The sequence below is a fragment of the Paraplanobispora siamensis genome (assembly GCF_016863175.1).
Classification (GTDB): domain Bacteria; phylum Actinomycetota; class Actinomycetes; order Streptosporangiales; family Streptosporangiaceae; genus Planobispora; species Planobispora siamensis.
The window spans coordinates 97930-115690 of sequence record NZ_BOOJ01000009.1 but is presented as its reverse complement, the minus strand read 5'-3'; the positions used below and the strand labels follow the sequence as shown (position 1 = coordinate 115690).

Below are 17761 nucleotides of genomic sequence, written 5' to 3'. Positions count from 1 at the left end.
TCCGAGCTGATCTGCCGGGAATTCCGACTGCCCCGTCTCCGAGGCAACCCCTCTAGCTTACTCAACCATCAGGTCCTTGTCAAACCCGACTCCGCCGAGACGTGACCGCCCCGGTGTGGAAGAGTGATCAGAGGGAGTGCCCGATGCCTTGGCGATCACCATCGGCCTCCTCGGGCCTGTGAACTCTATGGAGGAGCACCCGATGCGTCAAATCGGTGGCCCGCCGGAGACGATCGCCCTCCTCTTCCCGGGGTAGGTGGCCATCATGAATGATCAGAGAGCCGTGCCCAGAGCCCTGATCGTGCTGGTCTGCGCCGCGAGCGCAGTGATCGCTCTGGCAGGGATCAGAGAAGTGAGCTCGATCGTCGGTCCGTTCGTTCTCGCGTTGGTCCTCGTCGTCGCCGTCGCCCCGGTCAGAGGCGTGCTCCGCCGGCACGGCGCCCCGTACTGGCTGACCGTGGCGGTCCCTCTCACCATCGTCATGCTCGTCCTGCTGGGCATGCTGGCGATCCTGAGCATCTCCGTCGCCCAGCTGGCGGGACTCGCACCCACCTACTCCTCGCGGTTCGGCGTCCTCGTCACCGAGGCGCAGAAGTTCGCGGCGGGACTGGGGGTCGGCACCGAGCAGATCAACCAGGCCATCAGGTCGTTCGATCCCGGCAAGATCTTCACCCTTCTCCAGGGCTTCGCCTCGGGCCTGCTCGGCGTGTTCTCCGGGCTGGTCCTGATCGTCATCCTGGTGCTCTCCCTGTGCCTGGACGCCGAGCCCTTCTCCCGGATCCTGTCCTCGAGCACCGGGCACCGGCCGAAGCTGGTCGAGGCGCTCAGCACCTTCGCCCACAACACCCGCCGCTATCTGGTCGTCTCCACGGTCTTCGGCGTCGTCTGCGCCGCACTGGACGCCGCCGCCCTCTGGCTGATCGGCGTCCCCCTCCCCCTGCTCTGGGGCGTGCTGGCGCTGATCACCAACTACATCCCCAACATCGGCTTCATCATCGGGCTCGTGCCTCCGGCCCTGCTCGCCCTGCTGCAGGGCGGGGTCAAGAGCATGATCCTGGTGATCGGCGCCTACATGTTGATCAACTTCGTGGTCCAGTCGCTCATCCAGCCGAAGTTCCTCGGCGACGCGGTCGGCCTGTCCACGACCGTGACGTTCCTCTCCCTGATCCTGTGGGCGTTCGTGCTCGGCCCGCTGGGCGCGCTCCTGGCCATCCCGCTCAGCCTGCTCACCCGCGCACTGCTGATCGACAGCGATCCCAACGCCGGATGGGCCGCGGCTCTCATCTCCGGCAAGGCCCCGCCCGGGAACGGGAACGACACATCGCAGACGCCCGATGACCGCGCACACGCCGGGCAGCCGTCGGGAGACCATGCGACGGACCACGCGGCGGACCACTCGACCGGCCACGCGGCGAGCACGGCCATCCGGCCCGCCCCGTGACCGCGCCGGTCTGTCGGCCCCGCCCCGTGACCGCGCCGGTCTGTCGGCCCCGCCCCGTAACCTGAAGACGTGTACCGCGAGTGGACTCCGGACCCGGCGCTGGCCGGGCGGGTGGCCTGCCTGTGGGCGAGCGAGGCGACGACCGCGAGGACCCAGCTGGTCGTCCCGGACGGTTGCGTCGATCTGATCTGGGCCCCCGACGGGCCGCACGTGGCCGGGCCCGACACCGGGCCGATGTCGGTGTCCATCTCTCCCGGTGACCGCTACGCCGGGGTCCGCTTCCGGCCGGGCGCGGTGGGCGAGGCGTTCGGGGTCCCGGTGGAGGCCCTGCGCGACCAGCGGGTACCGCTGTCCGAGCTGGGCGGGCTGCCCGGTCTCCCCCTCGACGCCGAGCCTCCCGGCGGGATGACCGCCGAGACCCTGCAGAGGGCACTGGCCGTACGGCTGCGCGCGGCGCCCGGCCCCGACCCGGCCGCACCCGCGATCGCGGAGGCGCTGCGGGCCGGGCGGAGCGTCGGGGAGGTCGCCTGGGACCTCGGCCTGGGCGAGCGGCAGCTCCACAGGCGGTGCGTGCGGGCCTTCGGATACGGTCCCAAGGTGCTGCAGCGGGTCGTGCGCTTCCAGCGGGCGCTGCGGCTGGCCGGCACCGGTCTCAGGCTGGCCGAGGTGGCCCTGGCCAGTGGTTACGCCGACCAGGCGCACATGTCCAACGAGGTGAGGCGGCTCGCCGGGGTGTCCCTGGGCCGGTTCCTCGACCGGCCGTAGGGCCCGGGCGGGGGCGAGGGCGGGCCTCGCCCGAGGCGGGCCCCACGGTCCCAGTCCCGGTCCCGGTCCCGATCGGCGCGGGCCTCAGACCAGCCGGCCGTACGCCTTGAGGGTCTTCAGCCGTTCCACCGTGAGGAAGCCGCCCCACTCGTGCCGCACGACCGGCGTCCACATCGGGAAGTTGGGCTCCCACCCGCCCTCGGAGGTCTGCTGGTCGATCAGCGCGTCGAGGTGCCGTTGCAGGATCTCGTCGGAGAAGAGCGGCAGCTCACCGGGCTCGGGCGCGAAGTCGAGCGGGAAGTGGGCCTCTCCCTGGGCGTCCGGGTCGAGGGCCACGGTGGCCAGGATCGCCTCGCGGAGCCGTGCGAACTGCTCGTGGGCCCGGTCCCGGTCCGAGACGCGCTCCAGGAAGTTGACGATCGCCCGCGCGGTGTACGTCTCGAACTCGGTCGTCTTCTCGATCTCGGCCCAGGTGAACTCGGTGGCCGGGCCCAGCCAGGGGTGGTTGATCTTGTGCTTGTGCAGGAGCCCGGCGATCGAGGCGGTGGGGATCAGGTGGCCGGGCGGGTCGTCGGGCGTCTCCCACCAGGGGGCCCGCGGGGTCTCGCGGACGCTCGGCGTCACGAACGGCACTCCCCCGTCCGCGGTGGTGATCGTCATCAGGTAGTCGCAGGCCCGGAGCACCATCGGGTCGTCGAAGGCGTCCATCTCGTCGAGGATCCAGAACGCCACCTCGACCGGCTCCGGCTGGCTCCCCGGCCCGCGGAGGTCGGGTTCGAGTGCGTTGCCGAACCCGCCGTCGGCGTTCTGGTAGGCGCGCAGTACGGCCAGCACCCGGTCCGGGGATCCGCCGCCGACCAGCCTCTCGTAGCGCAACCGGTCGATCAGGCGGGCGTTGAGCAGCATGTAGCGCTCGGCCGCGGCGAGCGCGTCAGCGGTCAGCATCTTCATGGTCACGACCGTACGGCCGGGACCGTGGCGGTGTCTTGCAGAAATCGGACGGCCGCGCGGAGGGCTCGCCCCGTGAAGCGGGAGAGGGCCGGTCTACGAGGTCAGGAGACGCCCGCGGCCGAACTCGGCGAACCGCTCGCGGAGGGTGGCCCGCGCCTCCCCGGTCAGCGGGACGAAGGTCATGTCACGGGACGGGCTCCACCACACCGGGTCGGCGCACTCCCAGCGCTCCTGCCGCAGTCCTCTCTTGTCCACCTTGTTGGTGGCGGTCAGCGGCATCCGCTCCGTGAGCCGTACGAACACCGGCGCCCACTTGCCGCCGAGGTCGGGCTGGGCCCGCAGGAAGGCGGTGAAGGCGGCCGGGTCGAAGGGGCCGTCGAGTTCGAGGGTGGCCATGACCTGGTCGCCGGTGCGAGGGTCGGGCACGGCGTACACCGCGCACATGACGGTCCCGGGGAAGCGGGACAGGATGCGCTCGACCGGGGCCGCGGCGAAGTTCTCGCTGTCCACCCGGAGCCGGTCGGCGTCCCGGCCGGCGAAGTAGAAGTAGCCGTCCGCGTCGCGGTAGCCGAGGTCGCCGCTCCAGTACCAGCCGCCGCGCAGGCGCTGGGCGTCGGCCTCGGGGTTGGCGTAGTACCCCTCGAACGCGGCGGCGTCCCGGCGGACGATCTCACCGATGGCCTCGTGCCCGTTGAGGAGCCCACCGCCGTCGCCGAACCGGGCGCGCGGGCACTCGCGGCCGGTCTCCGGATCGTGCACGGCGACGTCCATCCCCTCCGGCGGCACGCCGAGCGCGTCGGCCGGGGTACCGGGGACCTTGTTGATCGAGACGACGCCTTCGGAGGAGCCGTACCCCTCGATGATCGAGACCCCGAACCGGCGCCCGAACTCGGCCATGTCCCGCGCGGAGGCCTCGGTGCCGAACGCGGCCCGCAGGGGGTTGTCGGCGTCGTCGGGACGCTCGGGGGTGGCGAGGATGTAGGCGAGCGCGCGGCCGACGTAGTTGAAGTAGGTGACGCCGTGGCGGCGCACGTCGGGCAGGAATCCCGAGGCGCTGAAACGCCTGCGCATCGCGACCGTCGCCCCGGCCCGGGTGGCCATCGCCAGGTTCGCCATGATCGCGTTCCCGTGGAAGAGCGGCATCGCCAGATAGGTCACGCTGTCCCGCCCGATCCCGAACTGCCCGCCCCGCTCAGCGATCGCGGCCAGCCGCCCCTGCCCGCAGACCACGGCCTTCGGCGCCCCCGTGGACCCCGACGTGAACAACAGCAGCAACGGATCCCCGGCCCCCACCTCCGGCGACTCCACGCCGGTACGGCGGGCGAGGAGGGTGCGGTAGCCGGAGGTGTCCACGCGCAGGACGCGCTCCGGGGGGACCCCGGTCTCCAGGCCGTCGAGCAGGCCGTACCCGGTGGAGTCGGTCACGATGAAGCGGCAGTCGGTGTGGCGGACGTCCCCGGCAAGCTCCGCTCCCCGCCTGGTCGGGTTGATCCCGACCACCGCCGCTCCCGACAGGGCCGCGGCGAAGATCCACAGGACGTACTCCGGCACGTTCTCCAGCAGCACCCCGATGTGGAACGGCCGCCCCGGCTCGCGGAGGCCGAGCGCCAGGGCGGCCCGGCGCTCGGCCTCGCCGACCAGCCGCGACCAGGTGTAGCTCTCGTCCTCGAACAGCAACCCCACGTGCTCGTCACCGGCCCGGGCCCGGACCAGGTCCGCGAATGTCACCACATCCGGATCTTGAGCAAGCGCTTGGTGAAAGTCAAGGCTCCGGCCGGGGCGGGCGCCTCAGCGGAGGCGGCGATCCCGCTCAGGACCGGCGCCCTCGATCAGAGTCACCCCCGACCGGAGCCGCCCTCGATCAGAGTCACGGCCTCGTCATCGCCACGGCCCCGCCGCCGACCCGGGTCCGCCCGTCCGCCTCGGCGATCGATCCCTTCAGCTCGCTCGGCCGTCCCATGTCCACGCCCTGGATGATCGTGAACTCCCGCACGTCCGAGCCCAGCGCCCGCAGGTAACCGCCGAACGCCGCGGCCGCCGAACCCGTCGCCGGGTCCTCGACCACCCCGCCGGGCGGGAACGGGTTCCGCGAGTGGTAGCGCCCGTCGTGCTCACGCCAGAACAGGTTCACCGTCGTCCAGCCGCGGCGGGTCATCACCGACTTCAGCGCGTCGAAGTCGTAGTGCAGGTCCGCCAGCCTCGCCCGGGTCGCGACGGCGATCATGGGGTGGTCGTTCCCGGCGAACGCGACGTGCGGCGGGAACTCCTTGTCGAGATCGTCACGGGACCAGCCGAGCGCGGTGAGCGTCTCGTCCAGCGCGTCCTCCTCCATGGGGGCCGAACGCGTGGGCACGCTGGTGAGCGTGGCACGCAGCGTGTCACCGTCGACCTCGGTGTCCACGACGATCTCGCCCGCGTTGGTGGTGAAGGTCAGCCGCCCCACCCCCATCCGCTCCGCCAGGACCACGGCCGTGGCGATCGTGGCGTGCCCGCAGAAGTCCACCTCCGCCGAGGGGGCGAAGTAGCGGACCCGGAAGGCTCGGGCCGCGGTGTCCTGCGACGTCAGGAAGGCCGTCTCGGAGTAACCGACCTCGGCGGCGACGGCGAGCATGTCGGCGTCGGACATCCCGGCGGCGTCCAGGACGACCCCGGCGGGGTTGCCCCCCTCGGGGTCATGAGTGAAGGCGGTGTAGCGCAGGACTTCCACTTTTTTCATCACATTTCGGAACCTAGCAGCCCACCGCCGGGAGGTCCTGACCCTTCCGCGCCCTGGACGCGGTCCCTGCTCACTTCATGCGGAAGACCGGCCCCCTGGGCGTGAAGGGGAGCCGCCCTCCCGCCGGGATCAGGAACGCGTGCTCCCGGCGGACGCGCACCACGTCGCACCACCCGTCGGTGATCACCAGGATGGGCCCCTCCCGGGGAAAGTCGTCGGCCCGTTCCAGCAGGTCGATCCCGGGCTGCAGGACGGTGCCGCCCCTGCCGCGCACCCGGACCCGGCTGGCGATCTCCTCCACCGGCAGGTATCCGGCGTCGTAGGCGGCCGCGTCGCAGAACACCACCCGGGCCCGGGGGACGTCGCGGGCGACGGCGTAGGAGGCGATCGCGCCCAGCGCCTTGCCCAGCAGGGAGGTGTCCATCGAGCCGGAGGTGTCCAGCACGACGCCGAACGTCGCCCGCCGTACCAGCTCCTCCGGGCGGACCCGGCCGGGACGCGGGATGTCCGGCGTCGCGGCCTGGCGGCGGGAGGCGCGGGCGTAGGAACGGCGCCGCTCCACCGCGGGGACGTGCTCGTCGAACCAGCGGGCCAGGGCGGCGTCCCAGGGCAGCGGGGGCTGGTCCAGCGCGCGGATCTCCTGCTCCAGCCCGGCGGGCAGCAGGCCGCGCCCGCTGCTCTGGTGGTAGGCGAGCCCGGTCGACAGCGCGTTGCGGTAGTAGTCGTCGAGGTCGACGTAGCGGCCCGGCGCGCCGGACCTCGGGATCGGGCGGTCGAGCACGTCGCCGAGCCCGCGCCCGCGCAGGGTGGCGAGCTTGCGCAGGCGGCGCAGGTCGGTGGCGATCCGGTCGTAGACGGCCTCGGTGGACAGCCCCGCGAGCGACTGGTCGTACAGCAGGCCCTCGGGCATCACGCCGACGGCCATCTCCACCAGCCAGCCGTTGATCACGTAGTCGGCGGCGACGTTCCACAGGTACGGGTCGCGCCCGCCGACGCGCTCGCCGTGCCGGAGCGCGGCGTGCAGCATCTCGTGGGCCAGGATGAAGCGCCACTCCTCGGCCGACATGCGCACCAGGGGGTTGACGTAGATCTCGGCGGCCTCGGCGCTGACGGCCGCGATGGAGACGTCCCAGCCCCTGGCGAGCTCCGCGTCCGCGACGATCTTCATGCCCGCGGCCAGGGCGCCCAGCAGCGGGTAGGAGGAGATGAACCAGCGCAGCGCGTGGTCCCACGGCCCCGCGACGTGCCGGTCCGCCGTGGAGCGCGGCGCGCCCGCGAGGTCCAGCGCGGCGGTGGCCGTGTCGGCGACACCGATTGCGAAGTCCTCCTGGTAGTCCATGTTCTTGGCCGTCTCCTCGTCACCGATCACGAAGTCGGGCGGGCCGGGCGGGGTGAACCTGGGCGGCAGGCCGAGACGGCGCCACCGCTCCGACAGGGTGGTCTCGTCCTCGGGAGGCAGCTCGGCGGGGAGCGGCTCGGGACAGCGGCCGATCTTGAGGGTGCGCAGGAAGCGGTCGACGGCCAGGCAGCAGGCGGCGCGGTAGGCGGGGTCGGGGAGGTGGCTGGTGACCCAGCGGTCGTCGATCTTCTCTCCGATGTCGCCGGGGAAGGCGGAACGCGGGTCGGCGTGGCCGAAGCCGAGGTGGAGCAGGAGATGGGCGAAGACCCACGCCCACTCCTCGGGCTCGGCCCGGCGCCCGGGATGGTGGCGGACCCGGCCGTCGGCGAAGACCACGGCCCAGGTGTCCGCGGAGAGTTCGCGATCCTCGGCGACGTGGAGACAGGCGCTGTACGCGCGGAAGAGCGGGTGGCGGTCGACGAGCCGCCAGCCCTGCTCCACCTTCTCGCGCCAGGGATCGACCTTGGCCTTCTGCCGGGCCATCACGTGCGCGCCGCGATCAGCCGGGGCAGGTCGCGGCCCACCTCGACGAGGAACCAGGTCGGCAGGGCCGGAGCCCCGTCGGCGTCGTTGGCGATGACGAGCTGCGCGCACTCCAGGGAGATCTCGGCCAGCTCGACCAGCAGCGTCTTGGCCCGGAAGGCGAGGTCGCGGCCCCGGGAGGAGGCGCCGCGCTTGTCGGCCGGCAGCTCCTTCATCAGGCGGGCGCGGAAGGTCTCGGCCAGGAAGTACAGCAGGTCGCGGTCCTCGGGGGCGCGCGGCCAGGGCGCCTCGCCCTTGATCACGGCGTCGAGGTCGTAGGCGTGCCGGACGGTCTTGACGTAGGCGCGGAAGGCCGAGGCGTGGGCGGCGGTGAGGGTGCCGAGGGCCAGCATGGCGAGGGTCTCGTCGTCGACGTCGTCACCGTAGGAGTGCATGACGTCGGAGAGCATGTGCCAGGCGCGCGGGGAGGAGAACGGCTCCTCGGTCTTGGGCGGGGCGCTCCACAGGTGGTCCGGGCGCTGCACGAGGTACTCGACGATCCACGGGTGGATGCCGTTGCCGGTGGCCCAGGTCAGCCAGTCGGTGGCCGAGGCCCGCAGGTGCACGTGGACCAGGCGGTTGATCAGCGCCGAGGCCATCGGCCTGGCCAGCGCGTTGTCGGTGGCGCGGTTGCCCGCGCCGATCACGACCGATCCCGCCGGGAGCTCGTAGGCGCCGATGCGGCGGTCCAGGATGAGCGAGTAGAACGCCTTCTGCACCTCGGGCGCCGAGGCGTTGAGCTCGTCGAGGAACAGGCAGTACGGCTCGTCCCGCGCGATCGTCTCCGGCGGGGCGAACCGGCTGCGCCCGCCGACCAGCTCCGGCACGCCGATGAGGTCCTCGGGGGCGAGCTGGGTGCCCAGCAGCGTCACGCACTCCAGGCCGAGCGAGTCGGCGAAGTCGCGCACGAGCGAGCTCTTGCCGATGCCCGGCGCCCCCCACAGGAACACCGGGCGCACGACGGCGACGTGCAGGAGCACGCCCGGCAGCTGCGCCGGAGTGACGGTGACGGTTGCCTGCATGGCCTCAAGGGTGACAAACCGCCCGTCACAGCCGCACCGGGTTTTCAGGCCGGCGCGGGGACCGGCCTTCAGGCCGGCGCGGGGACCGGCCTGCCCGGAGGGTCGTCGGGTTCCGGCACCGCGGCCCGGGAGACGCGGCGTTCCCAGGGCAGGGCGAGCAGGAGGAGCGGCAGCAGCACGACCGAGGCCCGGGACCAGTCCCGGTGCAGGTACCACCAGGTCGTGGTGTCGAACTGGGTCATGTAGAGATATCCGTACCCCGCCCACAGCGAGACCCCGATGATGGCGGGCCAGGCGAAGCGGGTGGGGCGGGCCACCAGGAACGGCATGAACCACAGCAGGTACTGCGAACCGAGCCGGGGGGTGGTGATCATGAAGGCCACCAGGATGGCCGTGGTGACGTCCACCGGGTCGGCGCGGCGCCAGAAGAAGGCGACCAGCAGCACCGTGACGTAGATCAGGCGGGTGCCGAAGGTGGTGAGGTCGGGACGGAGCGCCCAGTCGCCGCCGGTGAACCACGGGGTGTAGCCCCACTCGCCGACGATCGGGCGGATGTCGCCGATCGTGCGCAGCGCCTGGACGATCTCCCCCAGGGAGGCGTTCAGGAAGATCGGCTCGGTGACGACGAAGAAGACCGGCGCGATGCCGGTGGCCACGAACGCGACCACCCGGGTGCGGACGGTGGGCAGCAGCAGGAGCATGCCGGGGATCAGCCAGATCGGCCAGCTCTTGGCGCACAGGGCCAGTCCCATCAGCAGACCGGCGAACAGGGCCCGGCGCATCGTCTCCCGCTCGCCCTCGTGCGGGGCGAGCGCCCGCGACAGCGTGGGAAGCGCCCTGGCTCCCAGGTGCCGTACGGCGCCGCCGAACCCGAGAGCCGAGATCTTCTCCCGCACCAGCGCGACCGGGTCGTTGCGCAGGCCGGGGCGGTCGGGGTCGGCGGGACCGCGGGCCACCACGAAGGCGGCCACGCCGAAGACCAGCGCGACCGGCTCGACCTGGCCGTGGATCGAGGCGACGAGGACCGCCAGGGGGTTGCAGGCGTACTGGAAGGCGCGCAGGTTGGCGGTGGCCCCTCCGGCGAGCTTGCCCACCAGCACGATGAGGATGATGTCGGCGACCACCGTCACCAGACGCCCGCTCCACTCCCACGGGACGCCGAGCCAGAGCAGCATGCCGTACACGTACGGGATCATCGGCAGGAAGTGCCAGCCGCCCTCGCTGCCGATGACGGGGTCCTGCCCCCGCAGCACCGCCTCACCGGCGGGCTTGAAGCTCTCGACGAAGTCGACCGGCTGCCACTCGCTCAGTGCCGCGAAGAGCATGATGAGCACCCGGAGGCCGATCCCGACCGCGAGGACGACGGGAAGCGACGGGCGCCAGCCCCTCCACTGCGCGACAAGGGCGAGCACGACACCTGTGACGAGGAGAAACCCCGTGGGAATTGCGTAGTCCATGACGGTGACCAGCCTGCCGGAAGTCCGGAGCGAACAACCACTCGAACGCCGAAACGAGACCTCTCTCCCAGCTTCGGCTACGCTTCGCAGTCGTTTCCGCGACGGAGGGTGACATCCGGAAACGGACCTCGCCGCCGGGAGTCCGTCTCTCCCGGCGGCGAGGGGTCCCTTTAGCCGAGCCCGTTGAGGTAGGCCCGGTGGCTGCGGGAGAACTCGAACCCGTTGTACTTGTCCCAGTTGATCGACCAGGTCATCAGGCCGCGCAGGTTCGGGTAGACCCCCTTGGGCTTGTACGGCCCGCAGTTCGTGCCCTTGGCCAGGCAGTCGAAGGCCTTCTGCACCTCGGCCACCGTGGTGAAGCCGTTGCCTGCCCAGGGCGCGGCGGGCAGGCCGATGGCGACCTGGTCCTGACGCAGGGCGGGGAAGACGTTGTTCGGGTTGCCCATGATCGGGAAACCGGCGAGCAGCATGTCGGTCATGGCCACGTGGAAGTCGTGCGTGCCCATGGTGTGGTACTGGTTGTCCAGGCCCATGATCGGGCCGGAGTTGTAGTCCTGGACGTGCAGCAGGGTCAGGTCGTCGCGCATGGCGTGGATGACCGGAAGATAGGCGGCGGACCTGCGGTCGGCGGCGCCGTTCGGGCCGGGGCCGTAGAACTGGTAGCCCAGCTGCACGAAGAACGTCTCCGGAGCCATGGTCAGCACGAACTTCGAGCCGTACTTCGCCTTGAGCGCCTTCAGCGCCGCGATCAGGTTGACGATCACCGGCGTGGTCGGGCCGGCCAGGTTGGTGTCGCCGTTGTCGAGATAGAGCGAGTGGCCCTCGAAGTCGATGTCCAGCCCGTCGAGGCCGTACTTGTCGATGATCGCGCTCACCGAGCGGACGAACGTGTCGCGCGCGGCCGCGGTGGTGAGCTGGACCTGGCCGTTCTGGCCGCCGATCGAGATCAGCACCTTCTTGCCCGCGGCCTGCTTGGCCCGGATGGCGGCGATGAACTCGGCCTCGGACTCGACGTTGGGGCACTCGGCGACGGGGCACTGCGTGAAGCGGATGTCTCCGGAGGTCACCGAGGTGGGCTCGCCGAAGGAGAGGTTGATGATGTCCCACTCGTTCGGCACGTCGGCCATCCGGATGTATCCGGAGCCGTTGGCGAAGGAGGCGTGCAGATAGCCGATCAGGAGCCGGTTGCGCGCGGGCGGGGTGCCCTCGGTCCGCACGGTGACGGTGTTGGAACCGGCGGACTCGACGCCGCTGGTATGGAAGGCCTTGACCTGGTAGGCGTAGCTGCCGGCGGCCGGGGTGACGTCGGTGTGGGAGGTGCCCGTCACCGTCGCGACCTTGGCGCCGCCGCGGTAGACGTTGTAGCCCGTCGCCGTCGGCGAGGCGGTCCACCTCAGCGCGACGCTCAGGCCGGTGGCGGTCCCGCTCAGGCCGGTCGGCGCGGGCGGGGGCGGGGGCTGGTCGTTGCCGACCGTCACGGAGACGGCGGTGGAGCGGGACGACTCCCCGGCCGCGTTGGTCGCGGTCACCTGGTACTGGTGGCTGCCGGGCGGCGGGTTCTCGCTGTAGGTCGTGCCGGTGACCGTGCCGACCCTGGTCCCGTTGCGGTAGACGTTGTAGCCGGTCGCGCCCTCGACCGCGTTCCAGCGCAGCGTGGCGGTGGTGACGCCGCCGGTGCCGCTCAGACCGGTCGGCGCGGGCGGGGCCTGCCCCTCTCCGGGGGGGCCGTCCAGGACGACGTCGTCGGCCTGGTAGGCACCCTGGCCGTACCAGCCGTTGACGTAGATCGTCACCGTTCTCGTCGACGGGCCGGTGGTGAAGGTCTGCGTCAGCCGGGTGTAGGCCGACGGCGAGGAGGCCCAGGTGCTCACGTCCGTGGTCCCGGTGCCGGTGGCGCCGAGGAAGACGTAGCCGCCGCGCACCCACGCCGACAGCGAGTACGACGAGCCGGGCTTGACGGCGACGACCTGCTGGCAGCGCGCCGTGTCGGAGCCGGCGGGGGTGGCCTGCAGCGCCCTGGAACCGGTGTGCACCGGCGAGGAGACCGCCGTCGCGCCCGAGGACGCCGAGCAGCTCCACCCGGTCAGGCCGTCCTCGAAGCCGGAGTTGGCGGCGATGTTGGCGGCGTGCGCGGGGGTGGCGGAGAGCATCGCGCCGCCCAGGGCCAGCACGGCCACCGTCGCGAGCCGCGCCCGCACTGATCGTTGCTTCATTACCTGCCTCACGAGGCTGTCTGTGTGGGGGTGTCGTGGAGGGGATTCGGGGGGTGTCGTGAACAGGGGTGCGGCCCGCGCCCCGGGGCCGTGGGGCGCGGGCCGTACCGGCTAGAAGCCGGCGGTGATCCGGGTGAACTCCCAGTCGGCCTGGGAGATGCCGCTGCAGTTGGAGGTCACGCCGCCGCCCGGGCAGGGACGGTCGCGGTTGACCGCCCAGTAGGCCAGGCGGGTCAGGCCCTTGGACTTGGCCCAGTTGGTGATCTGCTGCCAGGTCGCCGGGGAGGTCATCTCCTGCTGGTCGGACAGGCCGTTCATGCCGGAGATGCCCATGCGGGCGTAGGCCTGCGCGTCGGTGTAGCCGTAGGCGGACTTCAGCGCGTTCTTCAGGCCCTCGGAGGCGTTGACGGTGTCGGTGTAGATGTTGGAGCTGCCGAAGTCGAACGGCATGATCGTGAAGTTGTCGATCGGCACGTTCAGCGCCTTGGCCTGGTTGATCAGGCGGATGCCGTGGGCGTTAGGGCCGGTCTTGGTGGTGCCGAAGGTCACCACGACCTTGACGTTCGGGTTGTTCGCCTTGACGATCTTCAGGCCGTTGAGGATGCGGTCCTGGACCGTGTAGTTCTCGAACTCGTCGGTGTTCTCGATGTCGAAGTCGACCACCGCCGGACCGACGGCGTTGATGACCTGCTGCACGGCGCCGGCGAAGGCCTGCGGGGTGGAGCAGTTCGGGCCGAGCTTGTTCCCGCTCCAGCCGCCGAAGGAGATCTGCACGCTGCCGCCGGCGGCCTTGATCTGCGAGATCGCCTGCGCGTCGGCGCCGCCGGTCAGCGGCCGGTTGCCGTCCCAGGCGGGGGTGCAGCCGCCGCTGGACAGGATGAACGCCATGGTGAAGGACTTGATCCCGGTGGCGTTCATGACGGTCGCCGGGCTCGGCGGGTTGCCCCAGCCCATGTAGAGGTACGGCGCGCCGGCCATCTTGCCGGGCGGCTGCGGGTCGGTGCAGCCGCTGGTGGTGCCGGTGACCTGGGCGCTGGCGGCCGACTCGCCCTGGGCGTTGTAGGCCTTGACCGTGTAGGTGTGCGTGGTGCAGGTCCCCAGGCCGGAGATGGTGGCGCTGGTCCCGCCGACCTGGGCGCGCTGGGTGCCCCCCTCGTAGACGCGGTAGCCGGTCACGGTGCCGGAGGAGGCGCCCCACGACAGGGAGATCGAGGAGTTGGTGGTGCCGGTGACCGACGGGGCGCCGGGCTGGCCGGGCGTGCCGGGCGGGTTCGTGGGGCCGCCGGTGCCGGCCTTCCACAGGGCCGGGACGTTCGGCGGCTCCCAGCCGGGCAGGGAGGTGTGGGCCTGGATGGCCTGGTAGTCGACGCCGTTGTAGCTCACCTGCGCGCCGACGGCGTAGGAGGTGTACGGCTGCCAGGCGGGGGCGGCGAGGACGGCGGCCGCGCGGGGCGCGGTGGCGGCGTTGGCGGTGGCGACGGTGGCGGTGGCGAGTCCGGCCGAGGCCATCGCCAGGGTGGCGAGGACGGCCAGCGCCGCGCGGGGGGTCCTTCTCATGGGCGTTCCCAGGGAGCGGGGGGTTCTCATGGGCCTTCCTAGGGGAGGGTGGCGAGGTGGGGCTTGACGGTCTTGGAGAAGTTCCAGTTGTTGGAGGCGTCCCAGTTGATCGACCAGGTCATCGCTCCGCGGATCCCGGGGTAGGTGCGCGGCGGCACGAAGCTGCCGCAGTTCGTCCCCCTGGCCAGGCAGGTCAGCGCCTGGTTCACCACGGAGGGGGCGACGATGCCGCCGCCGGCCGCGCCGGGCCCGGCGGGCAGGCCGAGGGCCACCTGGTCGGGGCGCAGGCCGTTCTCCAGCTGGATGCAGGCCAGGGCGGTCAGGAAGTTGACCGTCCCCTGCGAGTAGGCGGCCATCTGGTCGCAGCCGAGCATCGAACCGGAGTTGTAGAACTGGGTGTGGACGACGGTGAGGATGTCCTTGATGCTCAGCGCGAGCTTGAAGTACTCCGCGCCGGTGGACTGCATGTCGATGGTCTGCGGGGCCATCGTGATGATCAGGTTCGCGCCCGCCTTGGCGCGCAGCGCCCGCAGCGCCTGGGCCATGTAGGTGGCGTTGAGGCCGTTCTCCAGGTCGATGTCCACGCCCTCGAAGCCGTACTGCTGCATCAGCCCGTAGACGGTGTCGGCGAACTTCGTCGCCGCCGCGGCGCTGGCCACCTGCACGCGGCCCAGCTCGCCGCCGACCGAGAGGATGACCTTCTGGCCGCGCGCCTTCAGGGTCGCGACGTCGGCCTTGAACTGGGCGTCGGTGTAGCCGCCGAGGGAGGCCGACAGACCCGGGTCCACGCCGAAGACGACCTCGCCGGGGGTGCTGGTGGCCTCACCGAAGGAGACCGCGACCAGGTCGTACTCCGCCGGCACCGCCGACAGCCGCAGCTCGACGGCGGCGTTGTCGAAGTTGTGCCAGTAACCGGTGAGGAAGTGCTTGGGCAGCGGGCTCTGCGGGCAGCCGGTGGTGGTGGCGCCCGCCGGGTCGCTGGCCGGCGACTCGCCCTGGGCGTTGTAGGCCTTGACCGTGTAGGTGTGCGACTCGCAGTCGCCCAGCCCGGAGATCGTGGCGCTCGTCCCGGTCACGGTGGCCTTCACCGCGGTGCCCTCGTAGACGCGGTACCCGGTGACGGTCCCGCTGGAGGCGCCCCAGGACAGCGCGATGCTCTTGGCCCCGCCGGTCGCGCTCGGCGTGCCGGGCTTACCGGGCAGCGTGGGGTCGGTCGGGCCGTCGCCGCCGCCGCAGGCGGCGCCGTTGAGCTTGCAGTTCGCCGGTACGGCGGCCGCCCCGCCGGGTGAGCCGAGGAAGCCGAAGCTCACCGACGCGCCGGGGGCCAGGGTGCCGTTCCAGCCGACGTTGGAGAAGGTGAAGTGCTGGCCGCTGCGGGTCAGGGTGGCGTCCCAGAAGGAGCCGACGTTCACCCCGGCGGGGAGGTCGAACTCGACCTTCCAGGAGTTGATCGTGGAGCCGGTCCCGTTCTTGATCGTGTACTTGCCCTCGAAGCCCGAGCCCCAGTCGCCGACCTTGGTGAAGGTGGCGGTGGCCGAGGCGGCCTGGGCGGGCGGCGCGGCCAGCATGGCCGCCAGGAGCGCCGCCAGGGCGACGAGGGACCGGGAGATGACGCGAAGTTTCACGTTGACCTCGTTGAACTGTGGTGGGGGGTGGCCGTACGGCTTGCGCCCGGCGGGGATGCTCCTCGGGGAGTGCGAGGAGGACGCGACGCAAGCCGTACGGCGGGGAGGGCACGCTCCCGCGGTGCAGGAGATCGGGAGGTGCCGGGGATCAGCGCGACGGCCGCAGGATGCTTGCAGGAGCCGTCAGATCGAGTAAAGGGGCGATGCGTCGCATGCGCGCTCCCGCGAAAGGGAGAAAAGGGAATTGTGGGACATCCGGCCAGGCGGACGCCGGGCAGCGACGGCTCTCTTCGTCGAGTTCCCGCAGCTCAGACTCTTGTCGGGGGGGTTCGAACGGGTCACGATCACTCCCATTCGGGCTTTCTTTTAGGAAAGTTTCCTAAGAGTTGACGTGATCGTAGCCTTGACAGAGCACTCTCAACAAGGCCCAAAACCCCGAGACTTTCGGGGATTCGGCGCAAGCCGCGCCTCACCTGGGAGGCGGCCTCCTCGGCACGGGTGGACGGGACCGGCGGCCTGCAGGAGTAAGTCCCGCGGCCCGCCGCACCCGCTGCCGCTTCAGGACCTGCCCGTTCAGCCGATCACTTCGGAGAACGGCTTGCGCGTCAGGTCGGGGACCTCCGCGTCATCGGCGGCGTAGCCGACCGGGAAGAGGACGTAGGGCCGCTCGTTGCCCGGCCGGCCGCAGATCTCGCTGAGGAAGGCCATCGGGTTGGGCGTGTGGGTGAGCGTGGACAGGCCCATCGTGTGCAGGGCGGCGATGAGGAAGCCGCAGGCGATGCCGACGCTCTCGTTGACGTAGTAGTGCTTGACCCGGGTGCCGTCGGGGCGCACGCCGTACTTCTCGGCGAAGCACACCACCAGCCACGGCGCCGTCTCCAGGTACTCCTTGTCGGGGCCGGTCTCCAGCGGGGCCAGCGCCTGCCGCCACTCCGGAGTCAGCCGCCCGCCCTCGTAGTTCTGCCGCTCCTCGACCTCGGCGGCCCGCCTGATCCGCCGCCTCGTCTCCGGATCGCCGATGATCACGAACTTCCACGGCTGCTGGTGCGCCCCCGACGGGGCGGTGTTCGCCGTCCGGATCGCCAGTTCCACGCACTCGCGCGGCACCGGCTCGTCACTGAAGAACCGCACGCTGCGGCGCCGGTCCATGTGCTCGTAGAACTCCCGCCCCCGGGAGATCATCTCCGCCTCGGGGTAACGGACCGGCCGGTACGGGACGAACGGGTGGGAGTGCTGCCGTGCCATGGTGACCTCCGTAGTTGCCCGCTGTTCAGGCGCACCCTGGATCGGGTGGCGGATATGCAGGCGTAGTGTGGATCTCACCGGTGAACCGGGCAACACCCCCGCTGCTCCACTGCCAGATCGTCAGCATCGATCGCGACCCGCACCCCGGAGGTGGACAGATTGGCAGTCCGGAAGCACGGTCTGGACGACCTCGACCGCAGGCTCCTCCACCTGATCAGAGAGCGTCCCCGCACCGGCCTGCTGGAGATCGCCCGCCTTCTCGGCGTCGCCCGGGGCACCGTCTCGGCCCGGCTCGACCGGATGGTCGCCGACGGCGTGATCACCGACTTCGGCCCGAACCTCTCCCCCCGCGCCCTCGGTTACCCGGTGCAGGCCTTCACCACCCTGGAGGTCGAGCAGGTCTCACGCGCCGACATCTCCGCCGCCCTGGAGGCCATCCCGGAGGTGCTGGAGGCCCACATCGTCACCGGCCCCGGCGACGTCTGGTGCCGCGTCGCCGGCCGCGACCACGAGCACATCCAGGAGGTCATCGACCGCGCCCTGGCCATCCCGGGCGTACGGCGCAGCAGCACTGTGATCACACTGTCCACAGTGGTCGGCCACCGCGTCCATCCCCTGGCCGCCCTGGAGTGATCCGCCTCCGCCCACAACCGCGCGCAGCCGGCAGGCTTTCAGGTCCGCAGGGGGTTACGGGTCACCAACCCCGGGAAACGGCTGAAGTCGCAATCCATGGTCCGCAGCTCCCGGACACCGTGCGTGACGCACAGCGCCGCGATCCGGGCGTCGTGCACCATGAAGCCACACTCCCATCTTCGCTTACTCTTCGAATGCTTCGACTACCCAGGGCT

General features: G+C 71.3%; 13 protein-coding genes. 3 read left to right on the top strand and 10 right to left on the bottom strand.

All coding sequences use genetic code 11. The features are described from left to right. The first annotated feature begins 265 nt into the window (after positions 1–265). Together Psi01_RS04595 and Psi01_RS04590 are read left to right on the top strand one after the other, a co-directional pair. Positions 266–1441, top strand: a complete 1176-nt coding sequence (locus Psi01_RS04595; protein ID WP_204062657.1) for an AI-2E family transporter — start codon at positions 266–268, stop codon at positions 1439–1441. Between the two features lie 69 nt (positions 1442–1510). Continuing rightward, positions 1511–2206 carry a helix-turn-helix domain-containing protein gene (locus tag Psi01_RS04590; protein WP_239127084.1) on the top strand — a complete coding sequence of 232 codons (696 nt, stop codon included), beginning with the start codon at positions 1511–1513 and terminating at the stop codon, positions 2204–2206. 84 nt (positions 2207–2290) lie between these two features. On the opposite strand, the gene Psi01_RS04585 is transcribed toward Psi01_RS04590, so the two are convergent. The 10 genes from Psi01_RS04585 to Psi01_RS04540 all read right to left on the bottom strand — a co-directional run bounded on the left by Psi01_RS04585 (position 2291) and on the right by Psi01_RS04540 (position 16913). Then, positions 2291–3157: a hypothetical protein gene (locus Psi01_RS04585; RefSeq protein ID WP_239127082.1), complete on the bottom strand. Its 867-nt coding sequence runs from the start codon at positions 3155–3157 to the stop codon at positions 2291–2293. A gap of 93 nt (positions 3158–3250) precedes the next feature. Then, a complete protein-coding gene (locus Psi01_RS04580) occupies positions 3251–4888 on the bottom strand; it encodes an AMP-binding protein (RefSeq protein WP_204062656.1) in 1638 nt (545 codons plus the stop codon). A 136-nt stretch (positions 4889–5024) separates the two neighbouring features. Then, positions 5025–5873 (bottom strand): PhzF family phenazine biosynthesis protein, encoded by an 849-nt coding sequence (locus Psi01_RS04575; protein ID WP_204062655.1) that lies wholly within the window; start codon positions 5871–5873, stop codon positions 5025–5027. 70 nt (positions 5874–5943) lie between these two features. After that, positions 5944–7755: a vWA domain-containing protein gene (locus Psi01_RS04570; RefSeq protein ID WP_204062654.1), complete on the bottom strand. Its 1812-nt coding sequence runs from the start codon at positions 7753–7755 to the stop codon at positions 5944–5946. Next, on the bottom strand, positions 7755–8816 hold the full coding sequence (locus tag Psi01_RS04565) for an ATP-binding protein (RefSeq protein WP_204062653.1): 1062 nt from the start codon (positions 8814–8816) through the stop codon (positions 7755–7757). Before Psi01_RS04565 ends, Psi01_RS04570 begins: the two co-directional genes overlap by 1 nt. Before the next feature lie 68 nt (positions 8817–8884). Then, positions 8885–10228, bottom strand: coding sequence for a putative hexosyltransferase (locus Psi01_RS04560; protein WP_239127080.1), 1344 nt, complete (start codon positions 10226–10228; stop codon positions 8885–8887). Positions 10229–10443: 215 nt separating this feature from the next. Beyond that, entirely contained in the window at positions 10444–12486 is a 2043-nt protein-coding gene (locus Psi01_RS04555; RefSeq protein WP_239127078.1) for a carbohydrate binding domain-containing protein, read from the bottom strand. A gap of 111 nt (positions 12487–12597) precedes the next feature. Further along, a complete protein-coding gene (locus tag Psi01_RS04550; protein ID WP_239127077.1) occupies positions 12598–14043 on the bottom strand; it encodes a carbohydrate-binding protein in 1446 nt (481 codons plus the stop codon). A 38-nt stretch (positions 14044–14081) separates the two neighbouring features. After that, positions 14082–15668 (bottom strand): chitinase, encoded by a 1587-nt coding sequence (locus tag Psi01_RS04545; RefSeq protein WP_204062651.1) that lies wholly within the window; start codon positions 15666–15668, stop codon positions 14082–14084. Between the two features lie 573 nt (positions 15669–16241). Then, entirely contained in the window at positions 16242–16913 is a 672-nt protein-coding gene (locus Psi01_RS04540) for a nitroreductase family protein (RefSeq protein ID WP_204062650.1), read from the bottom strand. A gap of 159 nt (positions 16914–17072) precedes the next feature. Here Psi01_RS04540 and Psi01_RS04535 point away from each other — a divergent pair, with 159 nt between their 5' ends. Beyond that, a complete protein-coding gene (locus tag Psi01_RS04535) occupies positions 17073–17546 on the top strand; it encodes an Lrp/AsnC family transcriptional regulator (protein ID WP_204062649.1) in 474 nt (157 codons plus the stop codon). The last annotated feature ends 215 nt before the right edge of the window (positions 17547–17761 follow it).